We start from the raw sequence: 16,829 nt of genomic DNA on the forward strand, positions 1-16,829 counted from the left end.
AGTTTGAATCGTGCCCCGGAAGCTGCCATTCCGGAAACGCAGATATTCCACCCATTTCAAAGGCGTGACCAGAATCTCGGACATTCGGCGGTTGGAAGCGGCCGCACGACAGCATGGACCGGAACGACGGCACTGAGCCCAGAGTGACATTCTTCTGCACTGCCGCGAATGTCGGCTTACCGCGGATTCTGTGGAAAGACAACCTGTTGCTGGCGCAGAAAGTGCGGTTTCAAACGGGGCGCAACCGCCTTTCTAATCAGGCTTTGCGCGTTTGCCGCGGTGCAGGAAGGGTCTTAGCCAATTTGCGGAGGTTTTGGGCGGTGGCGGCGAGTAGGAATTCGTCGTTTGCGCCGCATGGGCCTCGCAATCTCAGCCGCCCCAGCCCAAGGATGCGTTTGAGGTGGGCGAAGAGCATTTCCACCTTTTTGCGCAGCCGCATCGAGATGGCGTATTGCTTGGTCTTTGCAATGTCGCGGGCGACTTGACGGGCATCTTCGTGTTCTTCGCGGGGGATGGATCGGAAGTCGGCGTTGGGGCAACATTTTGCTTCAGATGGACGGGCCTGACAGGTCAGTTTCAATGCGCGATACTTGGCGACACCTTTGCCGTCCGGGCCGCGATTAGGATCGGAATGGTTGCGGCGGAACTGCTTGAGCGATTCACCCTCTGGACAGATGTACTGGTCGTTCTCTGGGTCCCATTCAAAGTCGGCGCGCGACCATGTGCCGTCAGTCCGTCCGGCTTTATCCAACACCGGAATGTGGGGATTGATTTTGCGATCAACAAGCCATCCGAGCATCGGGCCTGACCCATAGGCTGTGTCTGCAATCAGGCGTTCAGGATTGATATCATGGCGATCCTTGATCCGGTCCAACATGGTGCGCACAGAGCCGACTTCAGCCTGCCGGATTGATCTGGTTCCCTCGACATCGACGATGACACTGTGATCCGTATCGATCAGATAATTGGTGGAATAAGCAAAGAACGCAGGGCCTTTGCGCGCTGCAGTCCATTGGCTGGATGGGTCAGAATGGGACGTGAACTTGGGCTCAACTTCAGTCGCTGCGCCGAAAGCGGCATCATCCAGAACGTCGAGATACTCTCGCACGGCGCGGGGCGCATCGCTTGGATCAATGGCGCTGCGATCCCAGTCTTCCTTTGGTGTCGAGTTCTGCTTGTTGGCGTCAGCTTCGATTAAGCTAGCATCTGCGGCAAGCCGTTGGCCGCTCACAAGGCCGTCTGCAATACACCGAGCCACTGTCTTCTCGAACAAACGCCGAAGCAAAGCGCTTTCACGGAAACGCCCATGCCGGTTCTTCGAGAACGTGGAATGATTTGGGATTGGATCAGATAGATCAAGGCGACAAAACCAGCGATACGCTAGGTTCAAATGGACCTCTTCGCACAGCCGCCGTTCTGACCTGATACCGAAGCAATACCCCACCAACAGCATGCGGATCAGAAGTTCGGGATCAATCGAGGGGCGGCCTGTGTGGCTGTAAAACGCAGCTAAATACTGGCGGATGTCATTCAGATCGACAAACCGATCTATCGAGCGCAGTAGGTGATCTTGCGGGACATGATCTTCCAGGGAGAACTCATAAAACAGTGCCGCTTGCGCTTCCTGCTTTGGTCCCATCATCGCGAAATCCCCCCGTTACTGTAAGGAAATTGAATCAGCCACGCGCCCTCAAATCAACAAGAGTTTTTCAACGGAATTCGCGAACTTTCCTGCTGCCAGTCCAATTAGTGGTGCGTTGGATTGCGCATCAAATGGTTCTCTTGAATGCGCTCTGGCCAAGTCGAACGGATAAACGCCAATACCTCCCAGATTTCGTCATCTGTAAGTGTTTGAGCAAACCCGGGCATACCGCTTTTGAAGCCCATCACGCCACGCAGCGCCAACGCTTCCTGTCCACCCAGTTTGGTGTATTGAAACAGCAATCCGTTGTCGTGGTGCCAAGTATGGCCAGTTTCGTCATGGGGCGGTGCAGGCAGTACACCATTTTCATCAGGCGAGCGCCAATTCGGCTGTCCCTCAAGGTTCGCGCCATGGCATGAGGCACAGTTTTCGGCGTAAAGCGCCTTACCATTTTCCGTGTCACGGTTATCCAATTCATGGGCCGCTTGGGCTGAGGTTACGGCAAGTGCAGTCAAGATGATTGTGAAGTATTTCATAGAACCTCCACCCATGTTTTCATACCTGACGCTTGATGGCCCAGCATGTGGCAATGCAATAACCACTTACCGGGGTTGTCGAAGACAGTTTTGATTTTCTGGGATTGGCCTGCATTCACTAAGGAGGTGTCGCGTAGATCACCCAAACTGCCATCGGTGTTTACCTCGTAAAAATGGTGCCCGTGTAAATGAATGCCATGTGGAAAGCTTGTGTCATTGACCAAATCGATGATGGCGGTGTCCCCGCTTTTGAATGTGGCCCAAGGGGTGTCTGATAGGCCAGAGACGCCGTTGAAGGCCCAAATGTCATCCCCGGCATGGCGCCCACCCATCGCCCCGCCTTCCATTTTTAAGGTCAACGATTGATCTGGAACATCTTTTGGTCGAGCAACATTGGCAGCGGGAAGCGGCGCGATGGGGCCCGTGATGGGAGTGCTATTTTCACCGTCAACTGTGATGGCTCCCAACTCATATGGCCCATCACGTGTCATAAATAGAAAGTCCACGGCAGCGGTTACGTCGCCAATCACGTCCATGCGTTGCGCGGGTGCAAGTGTGACATCCCCCAACGGACGCGGCGCGCTCAAAGGCATTCCGTCTAAGGCAACGGCCAAAGCACTTAGGCCTTCGATCTTGATGGGGAACACCCGCGCCGTTGCTGTGTTGATCAAGCGCAGCCGGACGCGATCACCCTTCTTAACGGTCGCCTTGGACACTATGGCTTTGGCGTAATTGCCCATGCGACCGGCATGGGCAAAGTCGTGCATGTCGCCAAAACCACCCTTCAATGCGCCAGCCTCTTCGACCCGCCAATCATCCAGTATTACTGTTATGTCATGATCCACGTGCGGCGGGGTGTGTTCCTCAATGATGAGTGGGCCATATAGGCCTTTGGCCACTTGCTCCCATGATCGGTTATGCGAGTGATACCAATAAGTTCCTGCATCCGGGACCCGAAAACGATAATCGAAGCCGCCACCGGTCGGCACCAAAGGTTGGGTCAACTCTGGAACACCATCCATTGCGTTCTCGAGGCGAATACCGTGCCAATGGATAGACGAGCCTTCGTCTGTTTCATTGTCAAAACGCACAACTAACTCGTCACCCAGTCGAACACGCAACTCTGGACCCGGGGTTGATCCATTGAACCCTAACATGACAGTGGTGCCGTCGCCCTCAGGCAAGATCTGAGCGATAATAGGTTCGGCCCGAAGGATGTATGGGCTGGCCAAAGTGGCCCGTGGAAAGACCAATGCGGCTGTCGTTCCGGCAAGAAAAGCGCGTCTGTTCATGGTAATGTTGGTCCGTCTTCTATTGGCGATATTTGGTGTGGCATGATTTGCATGTTGCTCCCAGCGCACTCATTGCTGGCCCAAGATCATCTGCGCTGTCGATGCTGTTGGCCAGACCCAAGGCAACGGCCTCCAATTCGCCAGCTTTACTAGTGAAGTCATCAAAGTTGGCCCAGATCAACGCCTTCGCTTCAGATTTGGGGTCTGTTTCTTCGGCCTCGAACAATTCCGGCGTTGCTGCAGAATGGTCCGCAATAGCGTTGGCGGCTGCTCGAGCGGCATCCCTATCAAACGCGGTCGCACCTTTGGTCATCTGCCCAAGCGTTTTCATTTCCGCAGCTATCCCGCTCATCGCGGCCATCCGAGCCTTAACAGCCGCGTTTTGTACATTGGTGTGCGCTACAGCGACGCCAGCAATCAGTAATGTTCCAAACACGAAGAGGTTCAGTTGTTTCATTGTAAATTCCCTGTCTTATAGCGTTTCTTAGTTGATTTTGTTGGCGCGCTGTAGTTCCCGAATATACGTAACAACCATCGCAACATCGCCTCGGGTCAAGCCTTCGACTGGCGGCATGTCACCAAATTTCCAATGATGCGCGCGGACACCTTGCGCTGCCGCGCGTTGAAAGGCTTCGTCACCGTGATGCGATGGCTCATAGATGATATGAACTAGGGGTGGTGCGACATCGGCTTGGCCCTCGCCGTCGGCGCCATGGCATATAGCGCATTTTGCGTCGTAGATAGTTCTCCCTATCTCAGCATTCGTCGTCAGGGCTTTAGGAACGATGACATTGGCGATGGCTGTGCCACCTTCTGTCGTTTGCTCACCTACGGGTGCTTTGTCCTGTGTTGCTATAGCCCAATAGCCAAGGCCCGCGGTTAGCGCTATTCCAGCGCCAAATAAAACTGCTCTAATGCCCAACTCCAACCTTTCTTAAATCGGTACGACCTTCACTCAGGGGAAGGTCAAGTACTAAGAATGAAATGACGTTCTTGTGAACGTCCAAAGAGTTATGTCGACCACATTGGCTTGTTTCCGAAAACCGACCCTCCGACACCCTTGGCGAAGGGCCGTTTTGTCCGCGATCTGTGCGTTCATGCTCCGGGCAGCGAACGGCACGTTTTCCTAGAGCGGACACTTACGACGAGCGCGGCGAAGGTCTCAAGAGAGCCCAGCGCGACCGATGCTGCGTAATGTTCGAAAATCGACTTTTTTGTAGCGCTTCCCGTCAATTATCTGGTTTTAGCAACAGCTTTTCTACTGATCTGCGGGCACCCAATCGGGCAGCAAAACGCCACCTGTATAATGGTTCTCGGCTGGGTTCTCGCGAAAAAGAACGTATAGATCAGTCGGATCAGAGTTGAGTTCTTTTTGCAAGAGCGTCGCAATCGCATCGGCTAATGCCTTCTTGCGACCTGCGTCGCGACCAGGGCGTAAATCAACGGTGACCAGCGGGAGGCCGTCGCCCAAAACGCCAAAAACCTCGCGCACACCGACGTAGTCATACTTGATTTCCTTCGGCGCAAGCGTAACGAGAACGGCTTGCTTGACGCCTTCGCGAATTCTCTTCTTGGTCTCTAGCGGCGTGCCTTCTGGCACTTCAATACGGATGACGGGCATGAATTTTCCTTTAGGCTACGATGATGCGGTAGGGTAACTGCCCACGCAGACCACCGCGATGTCCGCCCCTCGAGCAAGCACTTCGTTTGCATCGCTTTCGACCAGGACGTCAAGGGTAAGCCCAAGACCGGCAAAATCACCAAGATCGCGTCCCACCTTTGACGGGCTGCGCCCGATGGCACCGACTATTTTGGCACCCTTGTCCCCCAACAGGCGGGTCGCGATCGCTCCTATCGCCCCGACCCCATAGACGACCACACGGATGCTGGAAAATGGCTGAGCCGTCATTCTGCTACTTGGCGTTCGTAGTCTGCCGCGTCATACCAGCCGAGCGACTTGATAACCTTCAGTTCATTATCCATGTCCCATTCTTCCCATCCAGAGAATCGGACGTAATTGCGTGTCTCGGCGTGATGACCTTTGAACGTCCAAGCGTAGACCATGTGATAATCCGCAACTAGAACGTTATCAAGCGTCAGGACCAAGTCTGGAAAATCAGCCATGAAACCGGCGGCCATTGCGGCGATCTCGGCTTGACTGGTCATGGGGTCGCCGCCGTTCATGCACATGGTTGTTTCCACGGCATAGCGACTGGCGACGGCCTTGGGATCGCGAGTGCTCCATGCTCGGCAATGCGCCAGCGCCACTCGACGAGCTGTTTCAACATCGGGAACCAAAACAACCTCTCGCGGCTTTTTGAGTTTACAGTTCCAAGCAGACTAGCAAAATAAGTGTTAAGCGATCAAGCGGTCATACATATGATGAATGCGTATGTCCGTTTCGTCCGCGATGTGTGAGTTCAAGCAACGCCAGATTTTGCACTTGCAGCGAGTGACCGCAAAGCGGGCTGCGAATGCAGCATCCAATCAGGGTGCCAATGTCGGGTCTGGGCCGTTCGCGCCTGTCAGATCAATGCTGCATCAGCGAGGGTCACGCAATCTGAGCGGGCTGCTTCGGGCTCACAGCCGCCTTGCGGCAGCGCAGAGAACACCTCAGTTTCAAGCGAATGTGTATGTCGGCTTTCAACGTTGCGGTTTGACTAGTTCGCGGTTGCAGCGAATGTCGGCATTCCGCCCTAACAGATAGAGCGCCCGAGATATGAACAACCGCCTCACAGCTGCGGTGGTGAGTTCACCACGAAGATGGGTCTAACTGGAACAGCATAGACAACTGCTTGTAGACGTCTGGTTCTTCTTGTTTGAGGGTTGTTGGCCTTTCAAAGAAAACCTCAACCGACACGGCAAAAAACTCTTCGTACCCTTCCGCGCCATAGGCGTCGATCACGGTCGCGCGCCCCTTTTGCACAAGCTGAACATGCTTTTTAAAAGCTGTGTCAAACACGAGTGCCCAATCTGAGAACTTTTGCTTTGGGCCGAGGTTTGGCACTCCATCGGTGCGGCCTGACAAGTCATCGATCTGATGGGCGAACTCATGGAACACAACGTTGTGGCCATCCGCGTCGTTTGCCGCTCCTTGCTGGGAATGGGACCAAGACAAGATTACAGGGCCGCGCGACCAGCTTTCCCCCGTTCGCACAATTTCGCGTTCAATCACGACATATCCATTGTGCTGTGTTTGCCTCGATTTGAAGGCACCCGGGTAGATAAGAACAGTTGTCAGGGTGTCATACCAAGTGTCGCTATTCACGACCAAGAGGCAGGCCTGGGCGGCTATGGACACCCGAATTTCGTCAGTGATTTCCAGTCCGTTGCACCCGGTGAACTGCACTTGGTCTAGAAACCGGTTGATTTTGCCTTCCAGTTTGCCGTGCAACTCCATGGGCAACTTGGAAGTAATAGGGACGTGTCTTTTGATAATTGCGCGATGACCTGCAGAGATGGGCTGGGAAAGAAGGCGTTGCAAGCGCTGACGGTTTGACCAGTATCTGGCCATCAATGCGATTGCGCCTACAGCCAACACAAAAAAGAAGACTGCCATCCGTGCGAACCTCTACCTGCATGAAACGATCTCCTGAATATGTCAAAATGAGTGGGAACAAAACCATGCAGGGCCAGGCATCCGAACTGCTGGCGCAGCTTGCATCACGCAGCCATTTAACACATTGCGCGACATTTGGCATTGATGTCCAATATGACTGCTGTCGGCCCAGAGCCGACCTTGGCTGGTCACGCCGATGCTGCGTTGCAGCTTCACCAGACCTGTCATTCGTGCGCCGTGCAGCATTTTCGAAAGGCGAGTGACCGACATGCGGACTCTGCTGACCTTTAATGGATAGCGGCCCACGGCTGCATTCAGCCCAAAGCTGAACTTGACCGAATAGGTCAACACCACGCCGCAACTTCCCAAAGCCGATCTTCGAAGATCTTGCTAATTGAACCTGTAGAGATGTCCGCAGTGCGGGCAGAGCGGTCCTTTGGGTACGCGGCCAAAGGAAAGCTTCACTGCTCTAGTAGTGTCGAAATAGAATTTGGCTGATGGTGCAGTTTGGAGAATTGGCTAGTGTTCCTCGAAAGGCCGATCATCGCCATGCTCCCATGCCAAGGAGGTGGAGAGTGAATTGAAATTACTAAAAATTGCAGATAAAATAATTTAAATCAACCACTTAGAGGAAGTATCAAAATGGTGCATTGGATTGGGGTGATTTCACGGTAGGCTTGGCAGCATCTTAGGAATGAATTTACGCAATGCCAGCAAATCAAACACAATTTGACACTGACGGTTCGCGCGCAGACGAAGTTCAGAAACTGAAGCGAGAGTTGTCAGACCAGAAAGCGCAATCGAAGGCGACAGCTGACGTACTCAAAGCCATCGAAATCTCGCCAAGTGATCCCCAACCCGTTTTCGAAGCTATTGCAACAGCGGTGACTGAGCTTTGCGGCGCCCAGTTTTGTGAATTATTACGATATGATGGAGAGCTGTTTCATTTTTGCGCCAGCTTTGGATTTTCTCCAAAATTTGTTGAAATTCAAAAAGCTAACTACCCAGATCGTCAGCAAAAGAGCGCTATTTCAAGACGTGTGATTGAAACTTCGGACGTTGTGCGCCTTTTGGATGCCCGATCTGAAACATACAGCGATCACCTTATGGCCAGAGAACTTGATTTCAGGCAAATGGCCGGCGTCCCGATTTTCAGCGATGGCAAGGTTTGGGGCGCCATTGTTTTGGCTTGGTCAGGGGCAGACGTCCCCAAAGACTCTCACATTGCATTGGTTCAGGTTTTTGCGGCTCAGGCGAGTATTGTCATCAGAAACGCCAGACTGTTCAACGAGACACAAGAGGCGCTGGAGCATCAGACAGCTACAACAGAAGTCCTTAATGTCATCGCCCGCACACCCAATGAGCTGCAACCGGTGCTGGACTCAATTTTGAAAGTGGTCTCGCGTATTTGCGATTTGCAGGATGCCTATGTGGCAATGCTGGATCCTGGGGACGGTCGTTATCATATTTTGTCCGTTCTGAGTGAAGGGACGGAGTTAACCAAACATCTATTGGAAAACCCGATGGAGGCAGACCCCGGTAGTTGCACGGGGCGAACAGCCCTTTCAGGCAAAACAACCTATATTGAGGATGCTCAGAATGACCCCAATTATAATTGGCAAGAAGAAAACGGAGTAGGCCGCTACAGGTCTTTGCTCGGCGTACCTTTGGTGAAAAATGGTGCGACGGTGGGCGTGATATCCATTGGCAATGAACTCAAATCTGCGTTTTCATCGAAGCAAATTGCGCTGGTTGAAACTTTTGCTTCGCAAGCCGTCATCGCCATTAGCAACGCCCGTTTGTTTGACGAGGTGCAAGAACGAACTGCAGAGGTGACCCAGGCGCTTGAGTATCAGACCGCGACATCCGAGGTTCTTGACGTCATCTCGCGCTCTCCGAATGAGCTACAACCGGTGCTGGATTCAATTCTCGAAGTGGCGTCGCGCATATGCACGCCCGAATACGCATTTGCGGCGATGCTCAATCCTGCGGACGGTCTTTATCATGTCACCGCGGCACATAATGTTGACTCGCAATTCATCCAATATCTAAAGGACAATCCTATCGCGTCAGGAAAGGGAACCTGTATCGGGCGCGCGGCAATGTCGGGCGAAACAGTTTACATTGAGGATACCAAAAACGATCAGACCTACATCTGGAAAGAAGCGGCAAAGATCGGGTCTTATCGTTCAACGCTGGGCATTCCATTGGTCAAAGACGGGATCGTTGTCGGCGTGATTGTTATTGCCGACAGCAACGTCTCAGCGTTCAGCCAAAAGCAGATTGGCCTGCTTGAAACCTTTGCGTCCCAAGCGGTTATTGCCATCAACAACGCGCGTTTGTTTACTGAGGTACAGGCACGCACCGCCGAGGTGACCGAAGCGCTTGAGCAGCAAAAAGCTTCTTCGGAAATCCTGAGTGTGATCAGCCAATCGGTTGCTGACACTCTACCGGTTTTTGAAAAAATACTTGAAAGTTGCCAGAACCTCTTTGGAGGAGAAGAGCTGGATGTTCTTCTGGTTGATGACAGCGGCATGCTTCAGGTGGCTGCCTATGTGGGCAAGTATCGTGAAGCCCTGTTGGAAACCTTTCCGGCACCTTGGGAAATTACACCGGCCGGAAAAGCCATCCGGACATTGCGCGTCGCCAATTATGTCGACGTTCAGAACAACCCTGATACGCCACCGGTTTTGCAGCGTATGGGGCGGTTGGCAGGATATCACTCGGTGGCGTTTGCTCCGATGATCTGGAATGGCAAAGGGATCGGAGTTGTGGGCGCGACGCGGTCGCATACAGCCTTTAGCGAAAAAGAACTGCGTATCATGCAAGGTTTTGCGGATCAGGCCGTGATTGCGATCCAGAATGCTCGATTGTTCAATGAAACACAGGCTGCACTGGTTCGACAGACCGCCAGCGCTGACATTTTGCGCGTCATCAGCGGCGCCCAAACTGATGTGACCCCTGTGTTTGACGCCATCGTGGCCTCTGCCGTGCATCTTCTGACCTGCGACACCGCGATTGTTATGACCACAGATGGCGTCACCTATTCACCGGCTGCGGCGGCTTCAAAAGAGGGTCCGCTCGAGGATATGGGGCCATCAGATCTTCCTGTTGATCCCGATGTGAATTTTCCTTCGCGTGCCATCATTTCGAAATCGGTGCTTCATATTCCGGACTGGGGCGCAATCGATCTGCCGAAACATGAAAAGCGAATTCGTGATATTTTTGACGTCAACTCGGCTCTTTACGTGCCTCTTTTGCACGGTGACGAATATCTCGGGATCTTTGCTTTGGCGCGAACCACGTCACGTGCATTCAGTTCTGAGGACATCGAACTGGCGCAATCTTTTGCAGATCAGGCCGTGATTGCCATTCAGAACACTCGGATGTTCACCGAAACGCAGGCGGCTTTGTCGCGCCAAACGGCCAGCGCAGATATTCTTCGCGTCATCAGCGGATCGCCGACAGATGTGACGCCGGTTTTTGAGGCGATCGTCAAGGCGGGCGTGCAATTGGTCTCATCCGACATGGTGTCGGCGATTATGGTTAACGATGACGCATTCTGGCAAGTCACACGCGCCACCGCAAAAGGCTTGGTCGACGTGTCTGAAGGCACCAGAACTCCGATGGACGTCGAAGGGAATTTCCCCTCTCAGGTTGTTGCCTCAAAAAAGATGCTGCATTTGCCGGACTGGTCAACTATTGACCTGCCGCCGTTTGAGCAGGGCGTTTACAATTCCCTAGGGGTCAAATCTTCGCTGTTCATGCCACTGTTGCGCGGCGATGAATGCCTTGGGGTCTTGGTTTTTGTGCGCGAAATCAAGGCACCGTTTAAACAAGACGAAATCGATATTGCGCAGACTTTCTGCGATCAGGCAGTCATCGCTATTGAAAATGTCCGCCTGTTTCAGGAAGCCCAAGATGCACGCGCCGCAGCGGAAACGGCAAACCAGGCCAAAAGTTCTTTTCTTGCGACAATGAGCCACGAAATACGCACGCCGATGAATGCAGTCATCGGGATGAGCGGCTTGTTGATGGACACCGACCTGAATGAAGAACAGCGCGACTACGCCGGAACGATACGGGACAGTGGCGATGCGCTTTTGGGGATCATTAACGAAATTCTCGATTTTTCAAAGATCGAAGCCGGGCAAATGGATATCGAAAACCACCCCTTCGATCTACGCGAAAGCATTGAAAGTGCGATGGATCTGATAAGCGGGCGCGCCGCCGAAAAAAACCTCGATATTGCTTACATTTATGACGATGATGTTCCGGAAACCGTCAGCGCTGACCTGACGAGATTGCGCCAAATCCTGCTGAATTTGTTGTCAAACGCGGTCAAGTTTACGGACGCAGGCGAAGTTGTCCTGTCAGTGTCGTACACATCGCTCGGCGACGGAAAGAATGAGCTTTCATTTTCCGTGAGAGACACTGGAATAGGTCTGAAACCTGACGGTATGAAACGATTGTTTCAGTCCTTCAGCCAAGCGGATTCATCAACCACTCGCAAATATGGAGGCACGGGACTTGGGCTTGCCATTTCAAAGAGGTTGGCGGAACTGATGGGGGGAACCATGTGGGCGACCAGCGACGGGGCAGGGCGGGGATCAACGTTTCATTTCGCAATACTGGCCGACACCGCAAGCCTTCCGCAGACAGAGGCCCGCAATTTGTTGGGCCAACAATCCGAGCTTATCGGCAAACGGGTATTGATCGTCGATGACAATGCTACCAACCGGCGGATTTTGTCACTGCAAACCGCAAAATGGGGCACTGACACCCGATCCACGGCTTTGCCAGTTGAAGCGCTGGACTGGGTGAACTCAGGTGAACACTTTGATCTGGCAATTCTCGATATGCACATGCCGGTGATGGACGGGCTAGAACTGGCGCAAAAAATCCGCCAGACCAAATCAGATTTGCCTTTGGTATTGTTTAGCTCTTTGGGCATTCGGCCCCCTGACGTCGGGGCGGAGCTTTTTAGCGCTTATCTGGCAAAACCTCTGCGTCAATCCCAGCTGTTTGACACATTGGCGACGATTTTCGCCCCAAAAGCCTTTCCAAAACCCGAGCCGAAACTGGCTGAAAAACCAAAAATAGAACCGAAAATGGCCGTTCGTCATCCTTTGCGAATACTTCTGGCCGAGGACAATTTGGTCAATCAAAAGCTGGCCTTGCGACTGCTGGAACAGATGGGCTACCGCGCCGATCTGGCAAGCAACGGGGTTGAAGCGCTGCAAAGCGTAGAGCGCCAGATTTATGATGTGATCTTAATGGATGTTCAAATGCCTGAAATGGACGGGCTGGAAGCCTCACGCTCAATCACTCAAAAATACCCGGCGGATGATCGGCCAAAAATTGTGGCCATGACCGCCAATGCAATGCAAGGCGATCGAGAAATGTGTCTGGCCGCCGGAATGGATGACTACATCACAAAACCCATCAAAGTAGCCCGCCTGATTGCGGCACTTATGGCTATCCCCAAACGAGACAGGAAAAAATAATGAGTGATGGCCCAATTGATCCCAGCGTTTTTGCGGAACTTGCAGAGGCAACTGGCGCCGAATTTGCGCAAGAATTGCTTGGCACATTTCTGGACGAGGCGTCGCCACTGATCGACGAGTTGAAAGACGCCGCCACAGCCGCCGACCCTGATCGTTATCGAAGGGCAGCACATTCGCTAAAATCAAATGCGCAAACTTTTGGCGCACAGGCACTGGCCAATCTGGCCCGCGACCTTGAGATCAATGGCTTCAGCACTGACCAAAACGCAAACCAAATGCAGCACGCGGCGTTGGTCGGCGAATATGAACGCGCGTCATCGGCTTTGAAAGCTTTGACAAATGATTGAGCAAAAAGCGCGGCTTTTGATTGTGGATGACAACAAGGTTAATCGCCTGCTCCTGTCACGCAGTGTCGAATTGTTGGGCTACTCTGCGGCCGTCGCGGAAAATGGCCGGATTGCCATGCAGCTTTTGGGCGACGAGCCGTTTGATTTGCTGCTGCTCGATATCGAAATGCCCGAGATGAATGGCTTCGAGGTGCTCGAGGAAATCAGACATGACCCGAGTTTAAGCGATCTACCTGTCATTGTGACCTCTTCGGTCGAAGGTGTTGAAAACATTGTTCGTTGTATTGATCTTGGGGCTGACGATTACCTGCCCAAACCCGTCAATCAGGTGCTTTTGCAGGCGCGGTTGTCATCCAGTCTGGAAAACAAGAGACTACGGGTTGAGCAAAAACAATTGTTGGAAAAATTTGCCACAACCGAAGTGGCACAGGATTTGCAGAAATCAGGGTTTTCGCTTGGTGGAAAGCGGGTCTATGCATCGGTTTTGTTTTGCGACATCCGCGGCTTCACCGCCTTGTCCGAGAGCCAGTCGCCGGAAGAAACGATTGAGCTTCTCAACATTTATTACACTCTCATGTTCGAAGCGATTGACTGTCATGGTGGTATCGTTTCGTTGATGATTGGGGACGGATTGATGGCCCTATTTGGAACACCCCGCCCTCTTCAGAACCCCGCTCAAAGCGCTGTGGCCGCCGCACGAGATATGTTGGCCATGATCGAGGAGTTCAATCTTGAGCGAGTGGCCAATTCCAATGTTGAAATAAAAATAGGCATTGGCATCGCAACTGGCGAAGTTGTCGCTGGGTATGCAGGCACTCAACAGCGCGCGACATTCACGTGCATTGGAGACAAAGTGAACCTTGCCTCTCGGCTTGAGGCCCATACAAAAGTTGCTGGATGCGAAGTGTTGGTCGATGGCGTGACGCAAGACGCTCTGCGAGAACATGACCGCGGAAAGCCGATCCTTCAGGTTTCGTTCAAAGGTTTTTCTGATCCGGTTGATATTTTTTCACTTTAAGAGCTTTCATGAAGGGACGTCAGACAAAACTGAAGAGTGTTGGTATCGATTTCCAAGACACTTTCTTTTGAATAAAATTTTGGAAGACATTCTCAATGTACGCTTTCGAAACACATGATGATTTCCTTGAACCCGCAGAGAATGGCAGATTCCCGCGCTTTTTCCCGATCTCTGGGCACGCCACTGAATCTGTTTTGGGCTCTGGCCCGCCATTCGCTGCAAAAGGCACCAAGGTCGGCTTTGGGCCGTAAGCTGCCGTGACGGGTATTGGGCAGGGTTCGATCGCTGCACAACGCACATTCCGTCGATAAGGGCGGAAAGGAGCCGTTCGCTGCGTCGAACATCAACGGCGGCACTGCGGACGAGGACGAAGCCGCTGCCGCGGCAATGGCGCTTGTTGCGGGTTTATCGTGTTTGCCGTGACCGCAGCGCATTTTGATATCTGACGCACCTGTCTGACGATTGGGACTTCTCAAACGTCAAACAGGAGGTTCCCATGACACAGGAGAAGATGAGCCCGCTGCGAGCGCGGATGATCGAGGATATGCGCATCCACGGGATGGGCGACAAGGCGCAGAAGGCGCACATTCGGGCGGTCAAGGATTTCGCCGGTTTCCTGAAGCGGTCTCCGGATACTGCGACACCGGATGATCTGCGCGCCTATCAGTTGCACATGACCGATACCGGCGTGACGCCGACAACTTACAACGTGCGGATCATGGCGCTGAGGTTTCTGTTCGGCAAGACCTGCGGACGTGAAGAGATGAAGAAGTACATGCAGTTCCGCACCCAGCCGCGTAAGCTGCCGTTGGTGCTGAGCATCGAAGATGTTTCGGAGTTGCTTGCTGCCGCGCCCGGACCTGGACTGAAGTATCGTGCGGCACTCAGCATTTCCTATGGTGGGGGCCTGCGGGCATCAGAAGTCTGCAATCTCAAGGTCAGCGACATCGATAGTGACCGCATGTTGATCCATGTCGACGAGGGCAAGGGGCGTAAGGATCGCAAGGTCATGCTGTCACCAGATCTGAGGGACCTGCTGCGCGATTATTGGCGCGAGGCGCGGCCCGAGGGCTGGCTGTTTCCGGGCAAGCCCAAGATCAACCCGGTCACATCAAGACAACTCGGTCGGGCTTTCAACTCGGCCAAACATCTGGTTGGGATTTCCAAACCCGCGACCCTGCATACCTTGAGACACAGCTTTGCCACCCACCTGCTGGAAGCGGGGACGGATGTCCGGATCATTCAGGTGCTTCTCGGCCATGCCAAGCTGAGCACAACAGCGCGCTACACCCAGGTCGCTACCAAAACAATCCGGGACACGGTGAGCCCGTTTGACGCGCTCAAAACATTACATCGTCGTTCGCTCCGACAAGGACCCCGGTAACGTCCGGGGCGGGTGTCTCGCCCCAGGCTGGAGGTCGCTGACATTTTCCGCAAGTATGGTCCTGCGTGGCGGCGGGCCAATGCGGGGCATGTGAGTTTCAGCCAGCTCAAGGTGATGTCGGCGATTGAGGCTTGCCGGACGGAGACGCTCGGCGGGCATGTGGCGGGATGTACCAAGTGCGGCCACCAGCACATTGCGTACAACAGCTGCAAGAACCGGCACTGTCCCAAGTGCCAGGGCCCAGCCGCGCGCGACTCGATGGCAGCGCGCGCCAAGGATCTGCTACCTGTGGAATACTGCCACGTGGTCTTTACCCTGCCAGCCGAGATCGCGCAGATTGCGTTCTGGAACAAACGGGCGGTCTATGGCCTGCTGTTCCAGGCGTCTGCGCAAACGGTTATGACAATTGCAGCCGATCCCAAACGCCTCGGCGCACGCGTTGGTATGACCAGCGTTTTGCACACTTGGGGCTCGGCACTGACCCATCACCCCCACGTCCACATGATCGTACCGGGTGGTGGCCTGTCGCCAAGTGGCAATCGCTGGGTCGCGTGCAGCCCGGGCTTCTTTTTACACGTACGGGTACTGTCTCGACTGTTTCGCCGTCTGTTCATCGAAGGACTGCTGGCGCTGCATCACACCGGGCAGCTTGCTTTCTTCGGTGATCTGACCCGGTTGTCAGATGCTGACGCCTTCGCTGCATATCTTGCCCCTTTGCGCAAAACCGAATGGGTGGTCTACGCCAAACCACCCTTCGGCGGTCCCGAAGCGGTGCTGGCCTATCTCAGCCGATATACCCACCGCGTCGCTATCTCCAACAGTCGCCTCGTCAGCGCCGACGCCAACACCGTCACATTCCGATGGAAAGACTATCGCGTCAAATCAGACAACCGGCAAAAGACCATGCAACTCGCCACCCCTGAGTTCATTCGCCGCTTTCTCATCCATGTGCTTCCGGATCGGTTCCACCGCATCCGGCACTATGGCCTGCTCGCCAGTGCTGGTCGAAAGGCCAATATAGCAAAGGTCCGAAGTCTGCTTGGGGCGCAACAACCCGAACCGGAACCACAAGTGGACGCGGAGATTATCCCGCTCACCCTGCGCGAACCATGCCCCGACTGCGGCGGGCCCATGCGCATCATCGAGACCTTCCGGCGCGGCCAAAAACCACAATCACGCGCTCCACCCAGAAAGGCCGCCGCATGACGAGTTGTACGTCACCCAACATCAATCCAGCCGTGAATTATATCATGTTCATGGGCGATACCGGTCAACCCGATGACATCAAAGACCAAACGAAACGGCCCGATAGCATCATCCACATTGGCGTTGCGCCCGGAAATCTCGGCGGGCAGCCATCCTTTCCGCGTGCGACCGTCACCATGACAATACAGAAGCGAAAGCAACCGTTTCATGCTTTCCCCATAGGAAATCACACACCTCCCGCGGCCTCCTCCTAGTCAGGTTTCCCAACGCGGGCCACGCTCAGCACAAGCTGAAATCTCGCACCATGGCCCGCATCGAAAAACCTAAAACGAAGCCGC

16 protein-coding genes are annotated in these 16,829 nt (G+C 53.8%); 5 read left to right on the top strand and 11 right to left on the bottom strand.

The window, feature by feature from the left end; all coding sequences use genetic code 11:
- Window positions 1–256: 256 nt before the first annotated feature.
- The 10 genes from ABJI08_RS12970 to ABJI08_RS13015 all read right to left on the bottom strand — a co-directional run bounded on the left by ABJI08_RS12970 (window position 257) and on the right by ABJI08_RS13015 (window position 7,383).
- Window positions 257–1,642 (bottom strand): IS1182 family transposase, encoded by a 1,386-nt coding sequence (locus ABJI08_RS12970; protein WP_348402273.1) that lies wholly within the window; start codon window positions 1,640–1,642, stop codon window positions 257–259.
- A 104-nt stretch (window positions 1,643–1,746) separates the two neighbouring features.
- Window positions 1,747–2,178 carry a cytochrome c gene (locus tag ABJI08_RS12975; RefSeq protein WP_348402274.1) on the bottom strand — a complete coding sequence of 144 codons (432 nt, stop codon included), beginning with the start codon at window positions 2,176–2,178 and terminating at the stop codon, window positions 1,747–1,749.
- Window positions 2,175–3,470: a multicopper oxidase family protein gene (locus ABJI08_RS12980; protein WP_348402275.1), complete on the bottom strand. Its 1,296-nt coding sequence runs from the start codon at window positions 3,468–3,470 to the stop codon at window positions 2,175–2,177. Before ABJI08_RS12980 ends, ABJI08_RS12975 begins: the two co-directional genes overlap by 4 nt.
- Before the next feature lie 19 nt (window positions 3,471–3,489).
- Window positions 3,490–3,927: a cytochrome c gene (locus ABJI08_RS12985; RefSeq protein ID WP_348402276.1), complete on the bottom strand. Its 438-nt coding sequence runs from the start codon at window positions 3,925–3,927 to the stop codon at window positions 3,490–3,492.
- A 27-nt stretch (window positions 3,928–3,954) separates the two neighbouring features.
- The gene (locus ABJI08_RS12990; protein ID WP_348402288.1) at window positions 3,955–4,269 is read right to left on the bottom strand and encodes a cytochrome c; all 315 of its coding nucleotides are present in this window, start codon (window positions 4,267–4,269) and stop codon (window positions 3,955–3,957) included.
- A 459-nt stretch (window positions 4,270–4,728) separates the two neighbouring features.
- Entirely contained in the window at window positions 4,729–5,091 is a 363-nt protein-coding gene (locus ABJI08_RS12995; RefSeq protein WP_348402277.1) for a tautomerase family protein, read from the bottom strand.
- 15 nt (window positions 5,092–5,106) lie between these two features.
- Window positions 5,107–5,379, bottom strand: coding sequence for a hypothetical protein (locus ABJI08_RS13000; RefSeq protein ID WP_348402278.1), 273 nt, complete (start codon window positions 5,377–5,379; stop codon window positions 5,107–5,109).
- A complete protein-coding gene (locus tag ABJI08_RS13005) occupies window positions 5,376–5,768 on the bottom strand; it encodes an ester cyclase (RefSeq protein ID WP_348402279.1) in 393 nt (130 codons plus the stop codon). The genes ABJI08_RS13000 and ABJI08_RS13005 overlap by 4 nt, the downstream gene beginning before the upstream one ends.
- Before the next feature lie 454 nt (window positions 5,769–6,222).
- A complete protein-coding gene (locus ABJI08_RS13010) occupies window positions 6,223–7,029 on the bottom strand; it encodes a M90 family metallopeptidase (RefSeq protein WP_348402280.1) in 807 nt (268 codons plus the stop codon).
- 42 nt (window positions 7,030–7,071) lie between these two features.
- On the bottom strand, window positions 7,072–7,383 hold the full coding sequence (locus ABJI08_RS13015; RefSeq protein ID WP_348402281.1) for a hypothetical protein: 312 nt from the start codon (window positions 7,381–7,383) through the stop codon (window positions 7,072–7,074).
- 353 nt (window positions 7,384–7,736) lie between these two features.
- On the opposite strand from ABJI08_RS13015, the gene ABJI08_RS13020 reads away from it, so the two are divergent.
- From ABJI08_RS13020 to ABJI08_RS13040, 5 genes are all read left to right on the top strand, one after another.
- Window positions 7,737–12,536 (top strand): GAF domain-containing protein, encoded by a 4,800-nt coding sequence (locus tag ABJI08_RS13020; protein ID WP_348402282.1) that lies wholly within the window; start codon window positions 7,737–7,739, stop codon window positions 12,534–12,536.
- Window positions 12,536–12,883 (top strand): Hpt domain-containing protein, encoded by a 348-nt coding sequence (locus ABJI08_RS13025; RefSeq protein ID WP_348402283.1) that lies wholly within the window; start codon window positions 12,536–12,538, stop codon window positions 12,881–12,883. The genes ABJI08_RS13020 and ABJI08_RS13025 overlap by 1 nt, the downstream gene beginning before the upstream one ends.
- Complete coding sequence (locus ABJI08_RS13030; protein ID WP_348402284.1) at window positions 12,876–13,901, top strand: adenylate/guanylate cyclase domain-containing protein; 1,026 nt, start codon at window positions 12,876–12,878, stop codon at window positions 13,899–13,901. The genes ABJI08_RS13025 and ABJI08_RS13030 overlap by 8 nt, the downstream gene beginning before the upstream one ends.
- A 496-nt stretch (window positions 13,902–14,397) precedes the next feature.
- On the top strand, window positions 14,398–15,285 hold the full coding sequence (locus ABJI08_RS13035) for a site-specific integrase (RefSeq protein ID WP_348402285.1): 888 nt from the start codon (window positions 14,398–14,400) through the stop codon (window positions 15,283–15,285).
- 12 nt (window positions 15,286–15,297) lie between these two features.
- Window positions 15,298–16,491 carry an IS91 family transposase gene (locus ABJI08_RS13040; RefSeq protein ID WP_348402286.1) on the top strand — a complete coding sequence of 398 codons (1,194 nt, stop codon included), beginning with the start codon at window positions 15,298–15,300 and terminating at the stop codon, window positions 16,489–16,491.
- Between the two features lie 11 nt (window positions 16,492–16,502).
- On the opposite strand, the gene ABJI08_RS13045 is transcribed toward ABJI08_RS13040, so the two are convergent.
- Window positions 16,503–16,700: a hypothetical protein gene (locus ABJI08_RS13045; RefSeq protein ID WP_348402287.1), complete on the bottom strand. Its 198-nt coding sequence runs from the start codon at window positions 16,698–16,700 to the stop codon at window positions 16,503–16,505.
- Window positions 16,701–16,829: the final 129 nt, after the last annotated feature.

The organism is Shimia sp. (assembly GCF_039969785.1).
In the GTDB taxonomy this organism is placed as follows: Bacteria; Pseudomonadota; Alphaproteobacteria; order Rhodobacterales; family Rhodobacteraceae; genus Shimia.

Coding starts and splice junctions, on each gene's coding strand:
- ABJI08_RS13025 (WP_348402283.1), top strand. CDS start 12,536: ATGAGTGATGGCCCAATTGATCCCAGCGTTTTTGCGGAACTTGCAGAG.
- ABJI08_RS13020 (WP_348402282.1), top strand. CDS start 7,737: ATGCCAGCAAATCAAACACAATTTGACACTGACGGTTCGCGCGCAGAC.
- ABJI08_RS13030 (WP_348402284.1), top strand. CDS start 12,876: ATGATTGAGCAAAAAGCGCGGCTTTTGATTGTGGATGACAACAAGGTT.
- ABJI08_RS12980 (WP_348402275.1), bottom strand. CDS start 3,470: ATGAACAGACGCGCTTTTCTTGCCGGAACGACAGCCGCATTGGTCTTT.
- ABJI08_RS12970 (WP_348402273.1), bottom strand. CDS start 1,642: ATGATGGGACCAAAGCAGGAAGCGCAAGCGGCACTGTTTTATGAGTTC.
- ABJI08_RS13045 (WP_348402287.1), bottom strand. CDS start 16,700: ATGAAACGGTTGCTTTCGCTTCTGTATTGTCATGGTGACGGTCGCACG.
- ABJI08_RS12985 (WP_348402276.1), bottom strand. CDS start 3,927: ATGAAACAACTGAACCTCTTCGTGTTTGGAACATTACTGATTGCTGGC.
- ABJI08_RS12975 (WP_348402274.1), bottom strand. CDS start 2,178: ATGAAATACTTCACAATCATCTTGACTGCACTTGCCGTAACCTCAGCC.
- ABJI08_RS13035 (WP_348402285.1), top strand. CDS start 14,398: ATGACACAGGAGAAGATGAGCCCGCTGCGAGCGCGGATGATCGAGGAT.
- ABJI08_RS12995 (WP_348402277.1), bottom strand. CDS start 5,091: ATGCCCGTCATCCGTATTGAAGTGCCAGAAGGCACGCCGCTAGAGACC.
- ABJI08_RS13010 (WP_348402280.1), bottom strand. CDS start 7,029: ATGGCAGTCTTCTTTTTTGTGTTGGCTGTAGGCGCAATCGCATTGATG.
- ABJI08_RS13000 (WP_348402278.1), bottom strand. CDS start 5,379: ATGACGGCTCAGCCATTTTCCAGCATCCGTGTGGTCGTCTATGGGGTC.